At 56.4% G+C, this 20,299-nt stretch carries 22 protein-coding genes and 1 pseudogene; 15 read left to right on the forward strand and 8 right to left on the reverse strand.

Annotated elements, in window-relative coordinates; translation table 11 throughout:
* The first annotated feature begins 435 nt into the window (after positions 1-435).
* From BLX89_RS19265 to BLX89_RS24370, 4 genes are read left to right on the forward strand one after another with little or no spacing between them, the layout of a single operon-like run.
* The gene (locus BLX89_RS19265) at positions 436-2,760 is read left to right on the forward strand and encodes a coiled-coil domain-containing protein (protein ID WP_245292869.1); all 2,325 of its coding nucleotides are present in this window, start codon (positions 436-438) and stop codon (positions 2,758-2,760) included.
* Entirely contained in the window at positions 2,739-3,485 is a 747-nt protein-coding gene (locus BLX89_RS25100; RefSeq protein ID WP_245292870.1) for a P-loop NTPase family protein, read from the forward strand. The genes BLX89_RS19265 and BLX89_RS25100 overlap by 22 nt, the downstream gene beginning before the upstream one ends.
* A gap of 22 nt (positions 3,486-3,507) precedes the next feature.
* Positions 3,508-5,229 carry an AAA family ATPase gene (locus BLX89_RS19270; protein WP_075292597.1) on the forward strand — a complete coding sequence of 574 codons (1,722 nt, stop codon included), beginning with the start codon at positions 3,508-3,510 and terminating at the stop codon, positions 5,227-5,229.
* Positions 5,229-6,047, forward strand: a complete 819-nt coding sequence (locus BLX89_RS24370; RefSeq protein ID WP_143523685.1) for an HNH endonuclease — start codon at positions 5,229-5,231, stop codon at positions 6,045-6,047. The genes BLX89_RS19270 and BLX89_RS24370 overlap by 1 nt, the downstream gene beginning before the upstream one ends.
* 505 nt (positions 6,048-6,552) lie before the next feature.
* Here BLX89_RS24370 and BLX89_RS19275 read toward each other — a convergent pair.
* Both BLX89_RS19275 and BLX89_RS19280 read right to left on the reverse strand, forming a co-directional pair.
* On the reverse strand, positions 6,553-8,772 hold the full coding sequence (locus tag BLX89_RS19275; RefSeq protein ID WP_075292598.1) for an exo-alpha-sialidase: 2,220 nt from the start codon (positions 8,770-8,772) through the stop codon (positions 6,553-6,555).
* Positions 8,765-9,085 carry a hypothetical protein gene (locus BLX89_RS19280; RefSeq protein ID WP_075292599.1) on the reverse strand — a complete coding sequence of 107 codons (321 nt, stop codon included), beginning with the start codon at positions 9,083-9,085 and terminating at the stop codon, positions 8,765-8,767. Before BLX89_RS19280 ends, BLX89_RS19275 begins: the two co-directional genes overlap by 8 nt.
* A 149-nt stretch (positions 9,086-9,234) precedes the next feature.
* Here BLX89_RS19280 and BLX89_RS23950 point away from each other — a divergent pair.
* Positions 9,235-9,997: pseudogene (locus tag BLX89_RS23950) on the forward strand (IS5 family transposase).
* 38 nt (positions 9,998-10,035) lie between these two features.
* Here BLX89_RS23950 and BLX89_RS19295 read toward each other — a convergent pair.
* On the reverse strand, positions 10,036-10,248 hold the full coding sequence (locus tag BLX89_RS19295) for a hypothetical protein (RefSeq protein WP_075292601.1): 213 nt from the start codon (positions 10,246-10,248) through the stop codon (positions 10,036-10,038).
* A 156-nt stretch (positions 10,249-10,404) separates the two neighbouring features.
* Here BLX89_RS19295 and BLX89_RS19300 point away from each other — a divergent pair, with 156 nt between their 5' ends.
* Positions 10,405-10,638: a DUF6894 family protein gene (locus tag BLX89_RS19300; protein ID WP_075292602.1), complete on the forward strand. Its 234-nt coding sequence runs from the start codon at positions 10,405-10,407 to the stop codon at positions 10,636-10,638.
* 462 nt (positions 10,639-11,100) lie between these two features.
* Positions 11,101-11,337, forward strand: coding sequence for a DUF6894 family protein (locus BLX89_RS25485; RefSeq protein WP_075292604.1), 237 nt, complete (start codon positions 11,101-11,103; stop codon positions 11,335-11,337).
* A gap of 398 nt (positions 11,338-11,735) precedes the next feature.
* Here BLX89_RS25485 and BLX89_RS25370 read toward each other — a convergent pair whose 3' ends face one another.
* The 3 genes from BLX89_RS25370 to BLX89_RS19330 all read right to left on the reverse strand — a co-directional run bounded on the left by BLX89_RS25370 (position 11,736) and on the right by BLX89_RS19330 (position 14,693).
* The gene (locus BLX89_RS25370) at positions 11,736-11,867 is read right to left on the reverse strand and encodes a hypothetical protein (RefSeq protein ID WP_280950592.1); all 132 of its coding nucleotides are present in this window, start codon (positions 11,865-11,867) and stop codon (positions 11,736-11,738) included.
* A gap of 832 nt (positions 11,868-12,699) precedes the next feature.
* Positions 12,700-13,992: a calcium-binding protein gene (locus BLX89_RS19325; protein ID WP_083637703.1), complete on the reverse strand. Its 1,293-nt coding sequence runs from the start codon at positions 13,990-13,992 to the stop codon at positions 12,700-12,702.
* Between the two features lie 188 nt (positions 13,993-14,180).
* On the reverse strand, positions 14,181-14,693 hold the full coding sequence (locus BLX89_RS19330; RefSeq protein WP_075292608.1) for a hypothetical protein: 513 nt from the start codon (positions 14,691-14,693) through the stop codon (positions 14,181-14,183).
* Between the two features lie 459 nt (positions 14,694-15,152).
* On the opposite strand from BLX89_RS19330, the gene BLX89_RS24375 reads away from it, so the two are divergent.
* From BLX89_RS24375 to BLX89_RS19350, 4 genes are read left to right on the forward strand one after another with little or no spacing between them, the layout of a single operon-like run.
* Complete coding sequence (locus BLX89_RS24375; RefSeq protein ID WP_143523686.1) at positions 15,153-15,674, forward strand: hypothetical protein; 522 nt, start codon at positions 15,153-15,155, stop codon at positions 15,672-15,674.
* A 2-nt stretch (positions 15,675-15,676) separates the two neighbouring features.
* Positions 15,677-15,979 carry a hypothetical protein gene (locus BLX89_RS19340; RefSeq protein ID WP_075292610.1) on the forward strand — a complete coding sequence of 101 codons (303 nt, stop codon included), beginning with the start codon at positions 15,677-15,679 and terminating at the stop codon, positions 15,977-15,979.
* Positions 15,972-16,361, forward strand: a complete 390-nt coding sequence (locus tag BLX89_RS19345; RefSeq protein WP_075292611.1) for a DUF4326 domain-containing protein — start codon at positions 15,972-15,974, stop codon at positions 16,359-16,361. Before BLX89_RS19340 ends, BLX89_RS19345 begins: the two co-directional genes overlap by 8 nt.
* Positions 16,358-16,588: a hypothetical protein gene (locus BLX89_RS19350; protein ID WP_075292612.1), complete on the forward strand. Its 231-nt coding sequence runs from the start codon at positions 16,358-16,360 to the stop codon at positions 16,586-16,588. Before BLX89_RS19345 ends, BLX89_RS19350 begins: the two co-directional genes overlap by 4 nt.
* Before the next feature lie 898 nt (positions 16,589-17,486).
* On the opposite strand, the gene BLX89_RS19355 is transcribed toward BLX89_RS19350, so the two are convergent.
* Positions 17,487-17,897, reverse strand: a complete 411-nt coding sequence (locus BLX89_RS19355) for a DUF5071 domain-containing protein (protein WP_075292613.1) — start codon at positions 17,895-17,897, stop codon at positions 17,487-17,489.
* 181 nt (positions 17,898-18,078) lie between these two features.
* On the reverse strand, positions 18,079-18,405 hold the full coding sequence (locus BLX89_RS19360; protein WP_075292614.1) for a hypothetical protein: 327 nt from the start codon (positions 18,403-18,405) through the stop codon (positions 18,079-18,081).
* A gap of 85 nt (positions 18,406-18,490) precedes the next feature.
* Between BLX89_RS19360 and BLX89_RS19365 the strand changes: the two genes are divergently transcribed.
* From BLX89_RS19365 to BLX89_RS19375, 4 genes are read left to right on the forward strand one after another with little or no spacing between them, the layout of a single operon-like run.
* Positions 18,491-19,129, forward strand: a complete 639-nt coding sequence (locus BLX89_RS19365; RefSeq protein WP_075292615.1) for a hypothetical protein — start codon at positions 18,491-18,493, stop codon at positions 19,127-19,129.
* Positions 19,126-19,464: a hypothetical protein gene (locus BLX89_RS19370; protein ID WP_075292616.1), complete on the forward strand. Its 339-nt coding sequence runs from the start codon at positions 19,126-19,128 to the stop codon at positions 19,462-19,464. The genes BLX89_RS19365 and BLX89_RS19370 overlap by 4 nt, the downstream gene beginning before the upstream one ends.
* A complete protein-coding gene (locus tag BLX89_RS24380) occupies positions 19,454-19,639 on the forward strand; it encodes a hypothetical protein (protein WP_143523687.1) in 186 nt (61 codons plus the stop codon). Before BLX89_RS19370 ends, BLX89_RS24380 begins: the two co-directional genes overlap by 11 nt.
* Positions 19,636-20,217: a hypothetical protein gene (locus tag BLX89_RS19375; RefSeq protein ID WP_245292871.1), complete on the forward strand. Its 582-nt coding sequence runs from the start codon at positions 19,636-19,638 to the stop codon at positions 20,215-20,217. The genes BLX89_RS24380 and BLX89_RS19375 overlap by 4 nt, the downstream gene beginning before the upstream one ends.
* Positions 20,218-20,299: the final 82 nt, after the last annotated feature.

Consider the following 20,299-nt stretch of genomic DNA (forward strand, 5'->3'; position numbering starts at 1 on the left):
AATCTTCGGGCCGTCCAGATTCTGCTCGGTCATACGAAGCTGGAAAGCACCGTTCGCTATCTCGGCGTCGAGGTGGATGACGCCCTCAGAATTGCCGAGCAGATCGAGCTATAAGTTTTATGACCATCGGCAACAGTCGGTGGTCTCTCTCGCGCCATAAGCAGACATTGCAGAGGCCAGGGCCGGTTATATTTGGTCAACCTCGCTATCGCTGAGGGTTATCGTGAAGTTTCATATGAAGCTTCGACCAATCCGCGTTGACCGATCGGAGGCGTTAGCGAGTTGCTTTGCATCGCGTGGATGAATCCAACGAGCTGAATCTACGAAAGGAAATACCGACGAGCCTCCCATAGATGCCACCTTGGCTAGAGTAGTTTTTTCTGATTTCTATCATATGGGTTGCGTTGGATCATGCGTAGGGTTGGGGAAATGGTAATGTATTCCAAAGGCTCGGAGTGGCGGCAGTGGGACCTCCATATCCATTCGCCGTTGTCCTTTCACTGGGAAGGACCCAAGTTCGAGCCGGGAAAGGAAGACGCCATTATCGACCAGATGGTGGACGCCCTCAACAAGGCTGCACCGGCCGTTTATGGTTTCATGGATTACTGGACGTTCGATGGCTGGTTCGCTTTGAAGCGAAGGCTTTCGGCTCCGGGTGCTCCCAAGCTGAACAAGGTGGTATTTCCGGGGATTGAGTTACGCCTGATCGCGCCATTTGATGGCCGTCTCAATGCCCACGTGATCTTTTCCGACAAGATCGAAGACCAGGTCCTGATCGATTTCAAAGGCAAGCTGAAGCTAGCGCTCGGTGATCAGCCCCTATCCGATTTTGCCTTGCGAAATTACGCACGGGCTGCCGATGCGGATAAAATGAAACTACACGGTATCGACGTCGAACGCGTTAAGACCGACGATGCCTATGCGCTGGATGCTGGATGCAAGATCGCGGAGATCACGCCTGAAAGCTATCGAGACGCAATTGCATCCGTTCCCGATGGAATGGCCCTTGGCTTTATGCCCTTCGACACCAATGATGGATTAAGTAAGGTCCACTGGGACAAGCACTATGCTTACGCCCTTGGATTATTCAAGAATTCACCGATCTTCGAGGTGCGCAATCCAGACACCGCCGCTGCCTTCGCCGGCGTCCGCACCGATAAGAACGACAAGTGGTTCGACCAGTTTCAGGCTTCTCTGGGCGGTGTTCCGCGCCTCTCCGTATCTGGAAGCGACGCCCACAAATTCGTTGGGACGCCTGGCGACAATAATGACCGTGGGTACGGCGATTTCCCGTCGAACCGCATTACGTGGATCAAAGCCGACCCTACCTGGAAAGGCCTGCTTCAGGCACTTAAAGAACCCGCATTGCGGTCATTCATCGGCGAGATGCCTCCCAAAGTAAGGACGATCCGCGAGAACAGCACGTACTACATAAGCCGAGTGACCGTCGTAGCGGAGCACGAAAGGTATTCCGGCACCTGGCTCGACGGCACAGATATCGAACTTAACGCGGACCTAGTTGCGATTATCGGTAACAAGGGAAGTGGGAAGAGCGCCCTGGCAGACGTCATCTCTGCGGTTGGGGATTCGCAGCAGCACCAGCACTATTCGTTTCTCAAAGCCCGCCGCTTTAAAGGCACGTCTGGTGATCCAGCCAAGGGGTTTTCCGGTGAGCTCAGCTGGCTTTCGGGTAATCCCCTCAAACGTAATCTGAACGTTATCGCCGATCCGTCCGCAGTGGAAATGGTCCGCTATATTCCCCAGGGACGTTTCGAGGCGTTGTGCAACGCACATGTCGAAGGACGATCGGACGAGTTCGAACACGAACTTCGCGCGGTGATCTTCTCACATGTTCCGAATGAGGTCCGACTGGACGCCTCTGATTTCGATCGTTTGATCGAACGTCAGGAAGCGCCATCACGTGCGAAATTGAACGAAATGAGGCGCACCCTCGCCACTCTGAACGAGGAAATCGTAGACATAGAGGAACAGATGCGTCCGTCCGTGCGGATGACACTTCAAAACCAGCTAACCTTGAAGCGGCAGGAGAAGCAAGCGCATATCGCGACGAAGCCAGCAGAAATCGTTGCGCCAACAGGTGGGGTGTTGCCCGAGCAGCAAGCCGCAACTGCACGTATAACGGCGATCGTCGACGAGTTGTCTCAGATGGACCAGAAGCTCGCGGCGTCAATGAAAGTAAAAGAGCGGGAAGCTCGTCGCCGGCAGGCGATCGCTAATCTGCAAAGTCGTATCGAGATTTTGAAGTCACAATACGATGATTTCCTGGAGACGACGGCGTCAGACTGGAGTGATGCCAACGTTAAGGCCGAGGACGTCGTTAAATTTGCAATCGATGACAAGCGCTTAATTGCCGAAACCGCGAGATCGACGAACGCGGAAGCGGCGGTCAGTTCGCAGAGCGCCATGGATGATGCTCCCCGCACGGGACTGCTTGAAGAGAAAGCGAAACTGACGGAAACGCTTAACGCCCCCCAGCAGCAGTACCAAGCGTATTTGGAACAGTTGAATGTATGGCAAACTACGCTGGGCGATATCGAGGGGACGGCGACAAGCCCAGAAGCGAAAGAGGGCTTGAGGCCCGTCTCTCCCATTTGGATTCCTTGCCAGATCAGCTTGAAGCAAAGCATCTCAAACGCCGAGAAGTCGCGAAAGGCCTCCACGGTGTTCTCGACGAGCAGCGAGCATCCCGCGCCGCCCTTTTTGAGCCGATACAGAGTTTGGTCGAAGGGAACAAGCTGATCGGTGCCGAGTACAAGCTCGAGTTTCAGGCGCGCTTGACCGGGGCATTATCGGACTTCACCGATAAGGTTTTCAGTCTCGTCAAGCAGCAGTCGGGCATTCTTCGTGGACAGGTCGAGAGCAACGCCGCTCTGAAGGCTGTCCTCGACGGAGTGGATTTCTCGGATGCGGACCAGACAGTTCAGTTCGTCGAGAAAGTCCTGGAGATGATCAAATCGACCTCGGTTGACGGCGATATGTCGGCAATCCTTAGAAAGGATCAGAGCGCCCGAACCCTTTACGACTATATGTTTGGACTATCGTACGTGGAGCCCGCATACACCCTACTTTTCCAGGACACCCCGATCGAGCAACTGTCTCCGGGACAACGGGGCGCGCTGCTACTGATTTTCTATTTGCTGGTCGACACCAAACGAAATCCGATCGTCTTGGACCAGCCCGAAGAGAACCTCGACAACGAGACAATCGTGAGTCTTCTCGTGCCGGTGGTCATCGAAGCCAAGAAGCATAGGCAGATCATTATGGTGACCCACAACCCAAACCTAGCGGTCGTTTGCGATGCTGAACAGATCATTCACGCCACTTTCACCCGGGCGGATGGTCAGAGGATCGCGTACCATTCAGGTTCAATCGAGAACGAGGAAACTAATCTCCGGGTCGTTGACGTCCTGGAAGGAACGATGCGCGCGTTTACTAATCGCGGTGGAAAATACCACAGCCATTGAGTTTGTTAGTGTAGGGGCTGAAATGCCGCGTATTCCTGTTGATTCTGATATTCCGGTCTATCTGGCACTATCGCTTGCCGCCGCTTTGCAGCGTCCCATCGAGGGCCGCGCGCTGGTTATTGTTCCAGATGACGGCAACTGGAACGATTTCGGGTCCAGGCTACGAGCCGACTTGCATCTCGTCGGGGTCCATGGTGCCGAAGGTTCTCTTCGTATGAGGCTGTTGATCCAAGGCTGGAATTCGCCTCGGAGCTATTTCATCGATGAGCTCAACCTAGATGAACCCGAACGACCGCTGAGGAGGCGTATCCGTTGGATCAGAGCGCCGTTTGTTTCAGTATTGGAGAGCGAAAACGACTATCGCGCGCTCGTCGATCTGCTCGGATTTGAAGATAGCATCGGTTGCCTTCGGCGCATGCACGATGCTGTGCTCGCGAAGTTGGAAGAAGAGGCGGAGGACTTAGCAACACTCACGCTCACTCGCACGATTGACTTTCATCAGGGCGCACTCCGGGACGAGGCCACTTGGGTCGCCTTCCGCCAGGCCGATCGTTTTTTGACGCCCAATCGCCCGCCCGATGTCGAGGAGGCGGCAAACTCGTTCATGGTCGAGGCCAATCTGCGCGGAATGACCGGCATACATATCCCCGACGCTGATTTCGGCGAAGCCTTTCCGTTGTCGCGACGCGCTCTCGTTGTGGTCGGTCAAAACGGCACAGGCAAGACTCGATTATTCAAGGCGATGATAGACGGTTTGAGGGTTGCGCCCCCCTGGGAAGATGAAATCGACGTCGATCGTGCCGCCACCTTTGAGCCGCGGCCGCTTTTTTCGCGACTGATCGTCTTTTCATCGGTGGCGTCGGACTCGTATCCGCAGTCGTTGCCGCCTTGGGAAGGAATCGACTATCGATACCACCGAATGATTGGCTCTTTCGGCGGCGAGGGCGGCGGCCTAACGATGGCATTAATCGACTGTTTGCGCGCCGACACCGGTACGCAGGGCTTTGGACGCTCGGGGGCGATGGCTCTGTTGAACTCCGTACTCGAGCCACTTGGTATTTCAGACAACCTCTTGGTCGAGCTAAACGAAGCGATCGAACCCGACACTCTGCCGCCGCCTTTGCGCATCGAAGACCACGATTACTTCCCCGTCTTCCGTCGCATGAACGAGCAGCGCAACCTCCAATTATATGCCCGCATTAACACCTCCCGACCACCGATCATCATGACCGGTCGTATGCAGCCGCGAAATTTGAGTAGCGGTGAAGTTGCGTTGCTCCGTTTCGCCGCCTATGCGGTAGCCTCGCTTCGCCGCGGAACCATTTTCCTATTCGACGAGCCCGAGACACATCTTCATCCAAACTACATCTCTCAGTTCATGGAAATGCTTGACCGCTTGCTCGAACAATCGGGTTCGGTCGCACTCATTGCGACCCATTCAGCCTATGTCGTGCGCGAAGTGCCGCGACGACGGGTGCGAATAATCACGCGCGATCCCGACGATGAGACGATCATGATCGATCCGCCAACAATGCAGACGTTCGGTGCAAGCATCGATACGATTTCACAGTTTGTTTTCGGCGACGTTGGGCCCAAACACAGGTTCCAAAGCGTCATCGAGCAATATGTCGAGGAAAATCCTGAGGCGACTTTGCACCAAATCCGCCGAAGATTTGCGTCCGATTTAAACCCAGAGACTTTGTCCTATATTGCCGAACTAGTCGCGCGGCGGGATCAGCAATAATGAAGTATCTTCCATTGCCGCCCGGCGCGGGTGACGGCGTCATCATGAGGCAATGCCGCAAGCCGGGATGGGCTCTTCGGCAGGCCCGCTGGCTAGCTTCGGCTGCGACATACCAAAGATTTCATGGCAATCCGTGGAGAATACTGCCAGCCGGCTTCACTGGTGCGGACGCAGATGCTCTTTTTGGGTTATACGACAGCCGCGGAGGTTCAGGGCCGATTGCTCGGATACGGCGGCCAGCAATTCCTTACCAAAGCTGCCCGATGTGCGGTTCTCTCGGTGGACGCTCGCTTGATCATGCGTTGCCCCGCAGCCGCTTTCCCGAATTCTCGATCCTACATGAGAATCTCGTGCCGGCCTGCACGATGTGCAACACCGACGAGAAGGGAGGAACCTATCGCGGTATTCGTCGTCCCGAAAGATTCATTCACCCCTATTACGATCGTTGGGCATCGCGCGCGCTTTGGCGTATTGAATTTGGTCCCGATCTCGATGCTTTGCAATTCAAAGCCGTATCGTTGCCGACTCTCTCCCGCCTCCGGCGTCATATCGTTGACTTTCATGTGCAGACGCTGCTCGGAAAGGAATGGCGGGACTCTGTTCGACGTGAATGGGGGCCTCTGCCCGCCAATTTGCGAAGGCGGGTGGGCGCAGCGCCGAGCGTAGACGAGATGCGAGCCGAACTTGAGATACGATTGAATGATGCAATCGCCTGCTATGGCGATAACTGCTGGGACGCAGGCTTCTTGCGTGGCGTGCTTGCCGATCCTGCAGTGGTAGCTAAGTTAATCTTGCGGGTACAGGCGCTTCCAGGCTGAGCAAATCAGAAACAACAATATTTGGCAGGTCCGGCCGCTGGCCTTCGGCTCTTCCAAGCCACGAACGCGACTAGGAGTTCCCTCCGCCGAGTTAGTGGAGAAAACATAGCAACCGTTTCCACCTTGTTTCAGACACATGGATTAGCTCCGACATGACCGCTTCGGGCCGATAGTGGTCATCTCACCCTATCTGGAGAAGACATTTACGCACAATCGATCTTCAGCGTGACCATAACGGGATCGCCGGCGCGGTTCCTCAGTTGCCACGCCGGAGGTCACCTCCAAGATGCGCACGAATTCGCAAGGCGGTTCTATCCACGCTAGGTTTGAGCCGAAACAGACCGGATTTTGGCTTCCATCCTGCGTCGTCCAAGGCCGATCCAAACGACGATTGAGGTCTTCGGTCGACCTCTTTACGCTCAGGTTTTCGGCGTTTCGCCATATTGATTTCCCCAACTTTCCGGCGACGCTGAGGAGCGTCTACACTGTTGAAGACATCATCCTTCTACAGACCGCAAGTTGGTCGCGGTGCACCACGCTGTGGAGAATTGGGGTCAGCGGTATCCAATCCGACGGGTTCTTTCGAGGTGGTAGGTAGTCTCGCCAGGGCTTCTTTCACTTCGGTCACTGACATCACTTTTTTCCCGAGCAGTTCTTCGGCTATTGCGAGAAGGGCGTTGTGACGCAAGTCCAGTATCTCCTTCGCTCTTGTAAATTGGCTTTCCAGCAAGTCGTCGACCGCTTTGCGTAATCGGTCGTCACTGGCACGAAGCCGTCCGACGTCATTGTATCCCGCGATATCGATCGCCAGTGTCCGACCCATTCCAAAGCAAGCCTCGAGCTTGGTGGCCAATTCCGTTGCACGGCCCAAGTCGGAGCTTCGATCGCCTGCGACAGCTTCTGTGAACTCGCCGAGAACCAATGTCTCCGCTGCGAGACCGCCGAGGTTCATTCGAGAAAGTTTGGTTGCGGGGGCAGGATTTCCTGACGCCATGACGACGCCACGCTGAAGCGCACCGTTGAACACCGGCTGAGAGGAAAACGGCTTTGGGTATGTCCAGGCGAGATTAGCAGCGCTAGTGAACAAACCCCCGCTCGCCGTTGCAATCGCAGTGTCAGTCAGGTCAACGATTTTCGAGCACTCCTGATAGCCGCAGGACCAGCGGATGTAGGAGCCGTTCTCATTTTGGCCCGTCTCGACGATATCGCCGGTCGGGCGGCCACCAGACTGCGAGACCGTGCCGAGAAACTGCCTCGCCTTGATGCGCTGAATAATGTCAATCGCGACGCTCCGCACCTCTGCGGTATTTGCTGCCGTGCCCCCGGTTTCAACGCCATAGGCGACGATCATCGTGCCGGTATTCGGGTTGATGAACATCGAAGGGTAGCCGGAGCGTGTGTTTACCCCGGTGATCACGACTTCCTCTGGTCCCCAAGCAAGTGGTGACGCGAGCAGATCGGACATGCGCGCCCAGCGCAGGCAGATCGTGTTCGGATTCGGCGGATCGGGATTGATCGACGTGTCGCGGCACATGTAGAGCATGACGGCGTAAGCGATGCCATCGACATAGGCCATGACGAGCTCTTGCGAGAGATAGCCGCCTGACGCTACGAGGTTTGTCTGCCCCTGCGTGGTCCACGTGTCGCCACCGTTTACGGTTTTCATCTGATAGAGTGCGCCTACCGCCGCATCGATACGCGAGATGCTGAGCCAGTTTGCCTCGTCCTGCACCAGGAGCGACGTCTCGGACAGCGCTGGCGAGCTGCTCGTAATCTGGATCTTGGAAACCCACGTCGCACCGTCATCGTCCGAGGTCAGCACGAAGTTGTCGGCCGCTTGGTAGGCGTAAAGCAGCAACCTGCCAGAAGGCGTGCGCTTGATCTGACCGTAGAATGAGAACGTATCGCCCACGATCGGCGATCCGCTCGGCATATCGCCGGTGATGACCATCTCCGTCGCTTCGCTGAACTCGTCGCCGAAGATGGACGTCCGCTGCAAGTGCGTCGGCCGGCCGTCCTCGATGTCTTGCTGTACGTAGCAGAGGATCAGGCTACCGTCCTTCCGTGCGCCGAGCGCTGGATAGTTGTGGCGGTGCTGACCGTCGGTGATGCCGTCCCCGATCGTCACGATGTTGGGCCAAGTCTTACCGCCGTCCGGCGAGCTTTTGTACATCAGGTTGCTGGGAAGGCGGCGCAAGCCGACCTTGACAGTGCCGGCAGCGTTGCCGCTGAGCTGCACCTGCGTAACCTTCGTGATGAGGCCGATATAGTCGATCACGCCGGCGTTGGGGCAAGCGAACGGGCCAAGCGTGACGGGCTGATCTTTATTGAAGCCAGTGATCGTCACCGTGATGCCGCTGTCGTTACCGCTCGAGGTGAACCGGATCTGTGTCGAGCCTTTCACGCCCTCCGCAGCGAAGCGGCCGTTCAGCACGAGGTTCTGCACCCCGCCGGCATTTGCCGTCTGGCTCAAGCAGATGCAGTTGTCTTCGTCACCGCCATGGTTTTCGCCCATGTAATAGGCCACGCCGATGCGATCGGAGCTCGCGGCCAAAACGGGAAAGTGCGAATACTTCTCATTCGAGATGAGCGACGAGCCGAAGGGTATCTGCGGCCAGTCGCGTTGCGCCTTACGCACGGCAATGTCGGCGTTGTCGCCCTGCTGGCGCGTCGCGAAATAGTTGGTCGGCTTCTGCGTACCGGAACGATCGCCCAGCTTACGCATCGACCGGCGCCCAATCGAGCTTGTCACCGGGCTCGACGAACCAGTCAACGGTTTCGTCTGCCGGCAGGAATGCGCGAGGGCTCAACGCCGCGTCCGGATTCGGCCTGATCGAAATCCATGCATCCACACTGCAACGCAGCTGGAAAACCGGCTGGCCCGCAACGTCACCCGCTCTTGGCGCGACGTTCGTCGTCTCGCCTGCTTCGGGCAGCGTTTCCGACCACATGCGTTTCGTGATGAGAGGTTGAACCGAGTCCTTGTACCCGCGGGCGCCGGCATAACCGGCAAGAACATGAAGTCCTTCAAGAGCCATGTGCTATCTCCGAGTAGACAGCACATAATGCGCGAACGATACGCGACATTACCGCGCTTCTCGGCAATTGGCTAGGCCTTGCACTCATAAACCGGGTTTGCAAATCGGTTTGATTTTGATTCACTGAGGCCTTGATTTGGAGGCCTCTCATGACCCGTCGCCGGTTTGATCTCACCGATTTCGAATGGACTGTTATTCAGCCCTTGTTGCCCAATAAGCCGCGTGGCGTGCCGCGGGTTGACGACCGGCGTGTAATCAACGGCATCTTGTGGCGCTTCCGGACAGGCTCGCCTTGGGCAGACGTTCCAGATCGATATGGTCCGTATACAACCTGCTACAACCGGTTCGTGCGATGGCGCAAGGCGGGCATCTGGGATCATGTTCTGGGCGAGATTTCCAAGGCTTTCGATGGCGATATCGTCATGATCGACAGCTCCTGTGTCCGCGTTCATCAACATGCGGCGACGGGAAAAAGGGGGATCAAGACGATGGCTGCATGGGACGTTCCCGTGGCGGCTTGACCACCAAAATCCACGCCGTTGTCGATGCCGATGGACGACCGATCCGTCTCGCACTACCGCCGGCCAAGCCCATGATGGCCGCATGGCGGAACCATTGTTACAGACAATATCCAAGGGTGCGATCCTGCTGGCGGACAAGGCCTACGATACCAACGCGATCAGAGCATTTGCAAAGCAAAGGCAGGCATGGGCCAATATTCCTGCCAAGAGCAATCGTAAGGGAAGCTTCCCTTTCAGCCAATGGGTTTACCGGCAGCGCAATCTCGTCGAGCGTTTCTTCAGCAAACTCAAACAGTTCAGAGGCATCGCAACCCGTTACGACAAAGACCCCATGAACTTTCTCGCCGCCGTCAAATTGGCAGCGGCAAGAATCTGGATCAGATCGTTATGAGTCTGCGGCCTAGGGCGCAGCCGTCGTAGCCGGCTGCGTCACGACGGGTCTTCCTCCGCATCAGGGTCTTCCGCGTAAGCCAGCCGAAGATTGAAAAGAACCTCTCCCATTTCATCCAAGATTTCCCCTGTGCCCCAGCCTGCCGCATTGGCAGCTGCTATAAGTTGCTGCATAGCGGGCTCGATACTTTCCTGAAATTTTTGATCACGGTCATGATGATCCGGGCCAATTCTAGAAGCGGCGGCAGGCATGGAGGTCTCCTTTGCAGCAGAACCACAAGGAGGCTCTAATGTTCCGCGCTGCCGCTGCCATTCTCCAGGAGATATCACTGGCTAATGAGCCGCGACCGGTGCACTGACATGGAACCAAATTCTAGTTTCTGGGTTCGGCGCCCGGAGGTGCCCCATATGCCGAAGTATTTTTTCCATGTCCGCGACTACGAAGAGTTTTTTGAAGATCTCGAAGGCGCGGATTTCGCAGACGATAGAGCTGCTATCCAGGAAGCGACCGCAGCGGCGCGCGAAATTTGTGCGGAAAAGTTAAAGTTTGGCGAGGAAATTGACGGCCATGTATCCGAGGTTACTGCCGAGGACGGGGTCGTTATCGAAACTATCCCGTTTAACTCGGTGATTGACATCTGACACCCGCGTCTTAGCCGTTTGCAGGCCGTGCTTGTGTTCCTGATGGAAACGGCGCAAGGTGTATTCATCGCTCCCAACCGAGATCGTAGGCGGTGGCGACTGAGGGTTACTATGAGCTCCCGCCTGCCGAGCAGGGGGACGCCATGGAGCGCCCTGAAAATATACCCGACAAAATCGAAACTCTGCGCCCCGTGCTGATGACGTGGGCGAGACACTATTGCGCGGACGAGGAGAGCCAGAAGCTCCTTGTCGATGCGACGTTTGAGCTGCTTTCCAGGACGGCCGAGATAACGGAAGAAGCTGCCAAGCGCCACCTCCATCACCTAGCGCGGATCGTAAATTCTGGCGCCCTAGTCGCTGCTCTGACTGATTAGATTTGCATCCCAAGCGCCAACGATCACTACCTGACATCGCTCGGAACAATCGAGGGGTGCACTGGTTTAGGGGCCGGAGGTGCAAACCATGCCAAAATTCTATTTTCATGTTCGCGCGGGCTCGGAGTTAGAGCCCGATCCGAGTGGCGTTGACTTCCCGTCTGCCGAAGCCGCGAAATCAGACGCGACGGAAGCCGCACGCGAAATCTTGTCCGACATGGTGCTTACGGGAGAACCAATTGACGGTGAGACCTTCGAGATAACGGACGAAGTCGGAAACTTAGTCGCGAGAGTACCATTCCGCTCGGTACTCCGGCTGGAGTGAGTGCTCGGAGAAGCTTCAAGATCCGGTGCGGGTTTAGCTCCTGCTATACCGGCTGCGATTTCCAGACCCTGGGCGCGGCCATAGTACAAGGCTCCTTCCGTAGTGCTGCAATCGTATGGGCGAAAGGGCCCATCTATTGACAGCACGCGTCAGTTCCTCACCCCGGCATTTTTCCGTCTCTGCAGAACATACCTATTGGGGATGACTATGACTGAAACACCACGCTACGGCGGGTACGATCGCGCCGGAAAAATTATAGGCTTCGTTCTGACACTTGTCTGCTACGCGCTCGTAGTCTGGCCAATCGCGCGAACTCTTTTTTAGGTTCAAGCGACCCTCAGGTGAAAGTCCTGACGCCATCTCAGCACCGCCGGTTCGCTAAAACTGCCGCCGCGTGTTCAAGTACGTCGTACATCGTAGTCTCCCGTCATTGCAGTAAACCGCGGCGACCGGCAAACCTTCCCGCCACGCCGGGAAAGCTTGTCGGCGAAATTCATTTCAAAAAAGCGGTTGAGAAAGCGAATGCTCATGAATAATCTCCACGTATGGCTCAGCACCCGATTGTTCCGCCAGATCATTTGAAGATGCTCCAGCGCGTCACTGAGCGCTTGTGCCTTGATCGCGGTATCGATGTGAACTCAGCCGATGCCCAGGATCTAGCTGCAACAATTGTGGCCCGATACCAGAGCGGGATCGACAGCGAAGAGGCTCTACTGGCTTCTTTCTCTGAAGATGATGAATGGCGATATCGGTGAGACCTAATCTCTCGACGATCAAGAACATTCTGTTAACCAGTTGAGTATTAGAATGCATTTGTCGAAAGAGTTGAGCATCTTTCCGCAACATGCGAAAATCTGAGCCCTCCCGCGCCTCTTGGTGCTGGAGGGTTCTTTTTGTTTTATGGCCGCGGATTTAACAAGTGGGTGGCAAGACTAGCGAAATCTTCCCTCAATCGTATACTGGCGCCATGAACATAGATCTCTCTGCACTTGATGAACGCGCCGAAGCCGAAGAGCAAATGGCGGAAGCGATGCGCCTCTTGAACGCCTCCATCCGGCGCGTCCATCGATCAGGTCTCTTGGTACAGGCTGAGATCCTCACCATGCACTCCCCGGGAGGCTCTGTTCCCCAGTTGAACCTCGCCACGCTAGACCGGCAGTACGGAGCAATCTGAGACAGGACTGGCGGCTGAAAAAGGGCCTCGCCACTGCACATGACGAGACCCTTTTTACCAGAGCGTCCAACTTCTACTGGCAGCGAAACGTAAACGCCACGGTCAGTTGCCAGTCAATGAAACCATCAGCCTTTTCCTACGGCCGATGTCCTATCGCGAACGAAGCATGTCCGAGAATATCTTGCCTATCAAACTATGATGAAATCCGCGTTCGTGATTGTGGGTTTATTCGTCAGCGTTGCAAACAGCACGCCATCGAACGAGACACCGGACCCGTCCCGATCATAGAACAGTTTGCCGGTGTCCGTTTCGTAGACGATGCGATCCGTCGAGTCTGCGGCAAGGCCTGTACCGTTTGCACGAAATGCGTCTGCTGAAAGCGTCCCTGTCGAAGCTAGAGCTGTGAAGATTGCGTTCTCCAACTGGATCGTGTCGTCGATCGCGCTGAAGTCTGTGATTTTGTCGGCGTTGGTCGCGGCGTTGAGTGCGGTATGGAACAGGAATGTATCCTTGCCGCTTGCCCCCGTCAGCGTATCGTTTCCAGCGTAACCCTTGATCACGTCGTTTCCGCTGTTGCCGAATATCGTGTTCGCAGCCGAGTTCCCGGCAAGAGTATCGTTAAACGCGGAGCCGCTGATGTTCTCGATTGAGATGAAGGTGTCGCCAGCAGCGTCTCCCTTGTTTGCAGATGGCGTCGTGAGGCTGACTGTCACCCCGGCAGAAGAATAGAAGTACGACGCGGAATCAGTGTCTGCGCCGCCATCAAGACTGTCCGCACCGGCTCCTCCGGCGAGGACATCATTCCCTTCGCCTCCGGCGAGCGTGTTGTTGCCAGCGCCAGCGTAGAGCTTGTCTGCACCAAGTCCTCCATTTGCAACGCCGGTATAGCTGCCGCCGCGCGTGTCGAAAGTGTCGGCGCCATCTTCCAAATTGACATCGCCAATCATGGTCCCGTTATTCAGGACAACGTCCTGCCCTGTGCCGCCGGACACACCGCCTTTGATGATCCCGGTATTTGTAAGTTTAAAGGCCTCCGAGGCATTCACGAAGACCGCATAGGTCTTGCCTTCGATAACACCGCTGTTTTCAACCGTCGATTGGGTGGTTGCGTCTGACCCACCGATCGCAATAGCAGCATATTTTTTCCCGTCAATTCGCCCTTCATTGATCAACGTACTTCTGTTGCCGTCGAGCCGTACAGAGAACGCGCCGGTATCGTAACCTGCCAGGTGACCTGTCTCAGCAACATAAAGAGTGTTGTCAAAGTCTGTGGTGGAACTGCCTCCCATGAAGATTGCGCGGAAGTCTCCCAAGACGGTACCATAGACATCAATAAGGTGCCCACTGCCGCTCGCGGTAATCCCGACATCATCGGTGGATGCCACCGTTACGCCTTCGGCGACAAACCCGTCGTCGCCAGCAGCCAGTATACCCTGTACACCTGTTCCGGAGATACTTGAGACAAATGCCCTCAATGCCATTGTTCTACTCCCTGTTGTCGGGTCCAACGGCGGGAGTATCTATGAAAGTTCGAAAACAGCAATGGGTAATATAGAACGGTCAGACGGGAGCAGTTCTTGACGATTGGCGCCACGTACCGGCTGCATCACCCCCTGCCATTTTATCTGAGGGTGGAATGGCTGCAATTGGGCCCAAAGCGGCCATACGGTTACAAAGCGAGCGTGATCTTTGTGCCGATACGGACTTCAGGTCCTTCATGAACATCCAGATTGTAGTAATCGCTCGTTGATCGGGGAAATCCGAAGCTCATGGTGTGGCTGGGGAACTCGGCGTCGGCATCGAAAGCGTCCGTTGAATACCAGAGCAGCATGGGTTTTGTTATGCGGTTCTTTACCAAGTAGCGGGCGAAGTAATCGCAGATAGCAAAATAGATAAGGATGATGTCCTGAGCAGGATAATCGTCTTCTAGGTCATCCTGCAGATGAATCTTGTTTAGGAACATTTCCACCGAGAAGTCATCTAAACGTGTAGCTGCTTCGGAGGTCTGCTTATCTATCGAGGCAGGTGGATTGCGCGGACCTAAGAAATAGCCGTTGTAGAAGCTCGCTTCGACTAGCCAATCGACCAAACCTTTCGGGAGGGTGGGAGTGAAAAGTCCGGCGCTCCGTGCCACGACATCAGCCGCCATTTCATTAAATCGGTGTCCAATGTCTGCGTGCATGAAGTACCCCGCCGAGCCCAGTCGGGCCGATAACAACCCAACCTATACGGATGAACACTGCCGACTGCAATTGGGCGCGAAGCGGTCACCCCCCAACGATTCCATTTTAACCGCGGGCGGAAAGGCTGCAATTGGGCCAAAAACCGCCGCACGATGGCCCAAACTGGTTCGCCGCCCTTCGTTGTTCTCGCAGGGGTCATGAGGTCGAACTTCAAGTTTTCGGGAACTCTTGTAAGTTTTGCCAAGATCAGTCGTTATTGCAACGTAACAAGAAGCAGTCGTCGGCCCTGCGTGGGAAAACCCTACGATTGCGTTGCCGCACCATTCCGGAGGCATTTTATTTGCGGCCATTAGCCTCAGAACCGCTCGTTGGTAATACAACGAGGTAGCGTTGAGATCTGGGTGCGAAGGCAGTGTTTCCCCATCACACAATAGGAACTTTAGCTCTTGTGACCCGGCGTGAAGGATGTTTACGAACTGGCCAAGCGCCCAGTAGCCATTAAGATCGTTGTATCTGCTGACGAAGGTATCAAGAACGTCGTGGCAAATCCCTTGGAACTGACTTCTTCTGGCCATTTCCTCATCCATTATCAACCCGCTCGCACGCCACACGATAGTGGGACTAAACATGAAGCCGCAATAGCCGCGCTGTCGGCAAACGGCCATGACGTCTGCCCCGTTTGCCTCGAAGTCCTGGAGGCAGATGATCTCTGCGCCACCGATATAGAAATGGGGATTTGCCACGCTGAATGCCTCGAAGGCTCCCCGGTCGTCGATATCGACACCGGCGAGGTATTGCCCGATGGCGAGCTCGATACTTATCGCTTCGGCGACCTGAATGCTCCGGCACCGCGGCCTGCCAAACTCGACGGCACTTCGCTCTGGGCCGCGATCTACGGCGTCATGGGCTCCGACATGCCAGCTGAGCTTACGAGCGACGTGCTCGAAGGCGTGGCCGACATCCTGAACGTCTCGGTGTAACGATGATCAATCTTACTCGAAGCGGTCTATCCTTCACCTCGAGCAGGATCATCGAGAGTGCCGAGGCGCTCGTCCCTCCCAAACCCGCAATCTCTGATGACATGCGCGCCATGGTCGACGTCCTTACCAACTTCGGCCAGATCCGAAGCAAGCCCGGCGCTTACAGGATGGCCGACGGCACGATGATCATTCATCCGGTTCTCAGAAGAGAGCTTGATCGCCACGTCGCGCGGCAAGCGGACCTGATTAAGGCGGAGAGCGACCGCATGCTACTCGCCGCTATCTTGGGGCGTAAACATGGATAGCCCCCTCCGCCTTCGCCTGTCCCGCGCGGCCGGTTTCGATCTTCAAGCGCTCTCGAAGGCTGCGAACGGCCTGCCCGCCGTCAACGTGGCGCGGCCATCCGCGTTCGGAAATCCCTATGTCGTCGGCGGCCCTGTCGATCGAAAGCAGGTGCGCCGCTGGGGCTGGAATTTCGGCCACCTCGATTATGTCTGCGCCGACAACATGGACGCGGTTCGGCGCTTCCGAGCGTGCCTCCTTACGGACGAGGCCATCCACTCTCACGTCGTCAAGAAACTGGGCGGCCGCAATCTCGCGTGCTGGTGCGAACCCGACGAGGATTGCCACGCCGACGTTCTCCTTTGGTTTGCCAACCGGCCCCAGTGCCAAGAGGTGCAACAGTGAAACTTTCAACTCTCCTTACCGCCTACGGCGACGACACTATTCAGTTTCAGGCGCTCGACCAGTGCGCCGACAGCATGAACATGAACCGAGGCGTCACGAAGATCACCTTCGGCACCGAGCAACCGATCGGGCCGAACGGCACCGTGAAAATGGGCCTCGTGGTTTGGCTCGATCGTAACCGGGTCGCGCAGCTCATCGCCGACGAAAAGGCGGAGGCGTCCAAGTGAAAAATCCTAACCCTGTGAACCTCCAGACCAGTCAGGAATTGCGGGCACAAGGCTGGCAAGCCGAGAGCCGAGACGCCGACGGGCATCTGACAAGCTGGCATGCCCCAATTGATGCTGATGACCGCGGTATAGCCGAGTGGATCATGGAATGCACAAGCAGCGGCGAGACGGTGACATTCTGGCCCGCATCCGGTCCCCTGCCGCCTGCGAAAGAACTCGCAAAGGGTGACGAGTGCTTTACCGTCGTATTTTCCGGCAATTTGCGTAAATTGAAGGGTAACCCACACCACTTCAATACGCAGTTCGGGCCAGTTTTGTCGATCGGCGTAGGAAATGCGTTCGAAGAGGCGACGCCCTCATCAGTTCCGATTGTGTTCGGTCTCGAAGCACAAGGCCACATCCCGACTATAGAAGCGATGCTTAACGACGGTGAAGAGTGGCCGGAAATTGGTCGCCGCATCGGTTGGGACTGGAAAACTGCTAAGGCCTATTATCAAAGGTTTCTCTCCAATTCCCCAACCAGCGACGTTCCCGCGTCGGACACTGCCCCAATTTCACCCTCATCAGAAACCGCAGGGACCGTAGAAGTATGCCCAGAGTGCGATATCGCAGGCTACAAGCATTTGCGCCGCAGGGGCGAACCCGTCCAGCGCCGCGCCGGGAAGTGGTTGCCCCCGGAGGAAGCTAATCGACCGGAAGGATACGAGTGCCTTGTGACCATCCCTGTACGGTGGGAACGCTGCTTCAGCGGTCACGGCTTCGTATGGGCGTCAGTCAATCCTGAACTTGTCATCGAAGCCAAAGCGGTAGCCTGGGCGCCATCACCGGAAACACTGCCACCCGTTGATCAAATGGCAGGCACGCATTGCCTCGACCGGGGCCAAAACAATCATATTCGTCAGACCCGTAGTTTCCGCAGGATACGTTCAGCCAGCTCCGCAACATCTTCCCTAACTTGGTCCAGAGTAGGCGACCTAACCATCTGCTCCAGATCGCTACGAAGCAGCCCAGCAGTAGCGGGTGGAAGTCTATCGATGACCAAAAGAAGCGCAAAACGCTGGTGGATCGCGTCATTTCCCTGCAGTACCCGGCGCAATGCAGGAATTGCGGCAGCACCAGTTGCAACAAACAGATCAGCGATCGGCTTCGCCACGGGCCAATTACCGTCGGCAATCCAAGCGGCTAGGCCGTCGAGTAGTGGGGTGATGGCGGGAAAATCCGCTGCTCCGAGTTTCTCAACAGCGTCTAGGTCATATTTATTCACGGGTAATCGCATCTTGTCGCCATTGAGGCTGTCCAGCTCTGACATAAACTTCCAATCTGTTGAACGAAGATCGGCGTCGGCATTACGCGGAAACCATAACTCACGCCTCTTCGACCATCCCTTTGTCTCTCACCAGGTACAGGGCGCTAGCTGTAGATGGCAAGCATTTGCTTCCTTTAGGACCACGAACGTGCTGCCACCCGCACAGAGTTTGGCAGCGCATATGCTACTTGATAGGAGGGGCGTTAAATTCTTCTTCGAACGCGTCTTTCCATTCCTCCATCGAATAATAAAGGTCCGTCGACGGCCATTCTGGCGCGTTCTCTACACTCCATGTCAGATGGATTTGAGCAAACACATTGTCGGGGATTTGGAAGAGGTAATCGCTCCGGCCCGTGCGTTTTGCAATTGCCTTGGTATTCGCCCCGTAGAGAATGTGCTCTTTCGACATCTCTCGGTGGAGCTCTGCCTCAGCTTCAGCAGCCTCATTGCTGTCCAAGATAGTCCATTGCGAAGGGTAAGAAAATTTCGGCTTGGGCATGAACTTGCGCATTGTCCGTTTCTAGGCTGCAGGTTTTTGCCAAGAAATGGCGGAGCTGGCTACCCCCCATCACCCTCACAGAGGGAGGCAGGGACCAATGCTTAACCGTCGCGCCTTTTTGACTAGCGCCGCAGCGCTTGCCGTAACGCCAGCAATCCCCGCGCAGCTGTTGGCAGCAACAGCGCCAGCCGCCGTATCAGTGACAACCATATGGGTCGGCGGCCACTATGGCGAGTTCGACTGGCACCCATTCCACGCAAAGGACAGGCTCGACGCCTTGCGCCAGCTCCTGCACTACCACGGCTGGAACGAAGAAGAGATCGGCCGGGCGCTCACCCTTCCGGAGGATAAGCTCGCGAAGGAGCTCTCTAGCGCCGAGATCGACGTTGCCCGCGCTGAGGCCATGGATGGGCTTCAGGTCGATGAGATCAAGGCACATCACTGGATCAGAGCAGGCATGGGTGCGTGCTGCAGCCGTTGCAGCTACGAATGCGATGCCGAGAGCGGCGCCCGTGCCGTCGGCGAGGAAGCTGTCTGCGAGGAGTGTCTGACGCTCGAAGACAAGTTGACCCTCGGCGACAACGATGAGGTTGAGGAAGAGCTAATTGAACTGATGATGGACTACGAGTGCGCCGAAGCCGAGGTTCGCAAAGTCCTGACGCGCAGCATGGACCCGACAGTCATCCCGGCGGCTATGTGGGAGAAGTGCTTGGCAACCGCGAGGGCAGAGCTATGAGCGACGTTTTCGGCTCGCGCCTGTACCGCACGCCTTACCTCGTAATTCCCCGTCTAGCTCTCGAAGCCATGCCCCTCGAATGGCAGGAGCGCTTCGAAGCACTTTTGAAGGAAGCGGATGAGGCAGGCATTCAGACGCCGTCCTACCACGTTTTCAGGGACGTGTCCGACGGCAACCCGGAGGCTATTCGCGGCTGCAAGCAGGTCAATCGCGGGAAATGGGACGAGCGCCCGTTTTACCGCCTGACCGGGGGCTGGCATGACGACCCTTGGGCAAATTACCGCCACGGCGATGCAAAAGCCTTGTCCGGAAGGGGCGGCACGGATGAGCTATAAAATGGGCCCGATCCAGATCACGGTCCACGGCGACCGGTTCAAGCTGCTCAACTCCGGCAACGGAGATTTCAACACCGTCACGTTTTCATACCCCGAGCTAATCCGGCTTCGCTCGCTGCTCGACGCGGCGATCGAGGATCATCGTCACGATGAACCAGAGGAGCAGCAAGCGTGAATGTGACCCTCCGACATCAGCAGTTAAGTTGGGGAGCGGTCCCCGTCCCTTATGCAGCGCTCTGGAGTGGCGAAGCGGCCCAGATGTTCATCGCCACCTGCCCGCATGCAAAGGTTCCTGCCATCTGCGATCACGAGGCGCGCGGCACCGGCAAGCCAATTTTCGGCAAACCCCACATGACGCGTCAACGCGAACTGATCATATGCGAGCGCTGCGACCTTTGCGCTCGTCCGCTTGCGGGTCGCACGAAGATCTCTCTATCGCATGCGAGCTTCCGCGTGAGCGGAGCCCAAGGTGGCTGCATTATGCAAGTCGAACCTCTGGTGCATAAAGACTGCGCCTTAGAGTGCGTGCGCCATTGTCCGTCGCTGAAGCGGGACATTGATGCAGGAACGCTTTTCGTTCGCCACGTCCTCAAGCACCGAACCCAGCTTGCCTTACTGACGGAAGCCGCAGTGGAAGAGTTCTGCGGGGTGAGGCGCAAAGGCATCGTTGGTCACGCCAAGGTGGAATTGCAACGCTGGCGCGATCGTGACCTTCATTGGCTTGTGAATAGCGGGAATAACGGGGACAAATGAGACGCACTGCCGAGATCCCGGCGGGCTGTTGGCCCGCCCTCTTACGAGACGAACATGCCGCTGCCTATGCTGGGGAGCGGAC

It is taken from the genome of Pararhizobium arenae, from assembly GCF_001931685.1.
GTDB classification, from domain to species: Bacteria; Pseudomonadota; Alphaproteobacteria; order Rhizobiales; family Rhizobiaceae; genus Pararhizobium; species Pararhizobium arenae.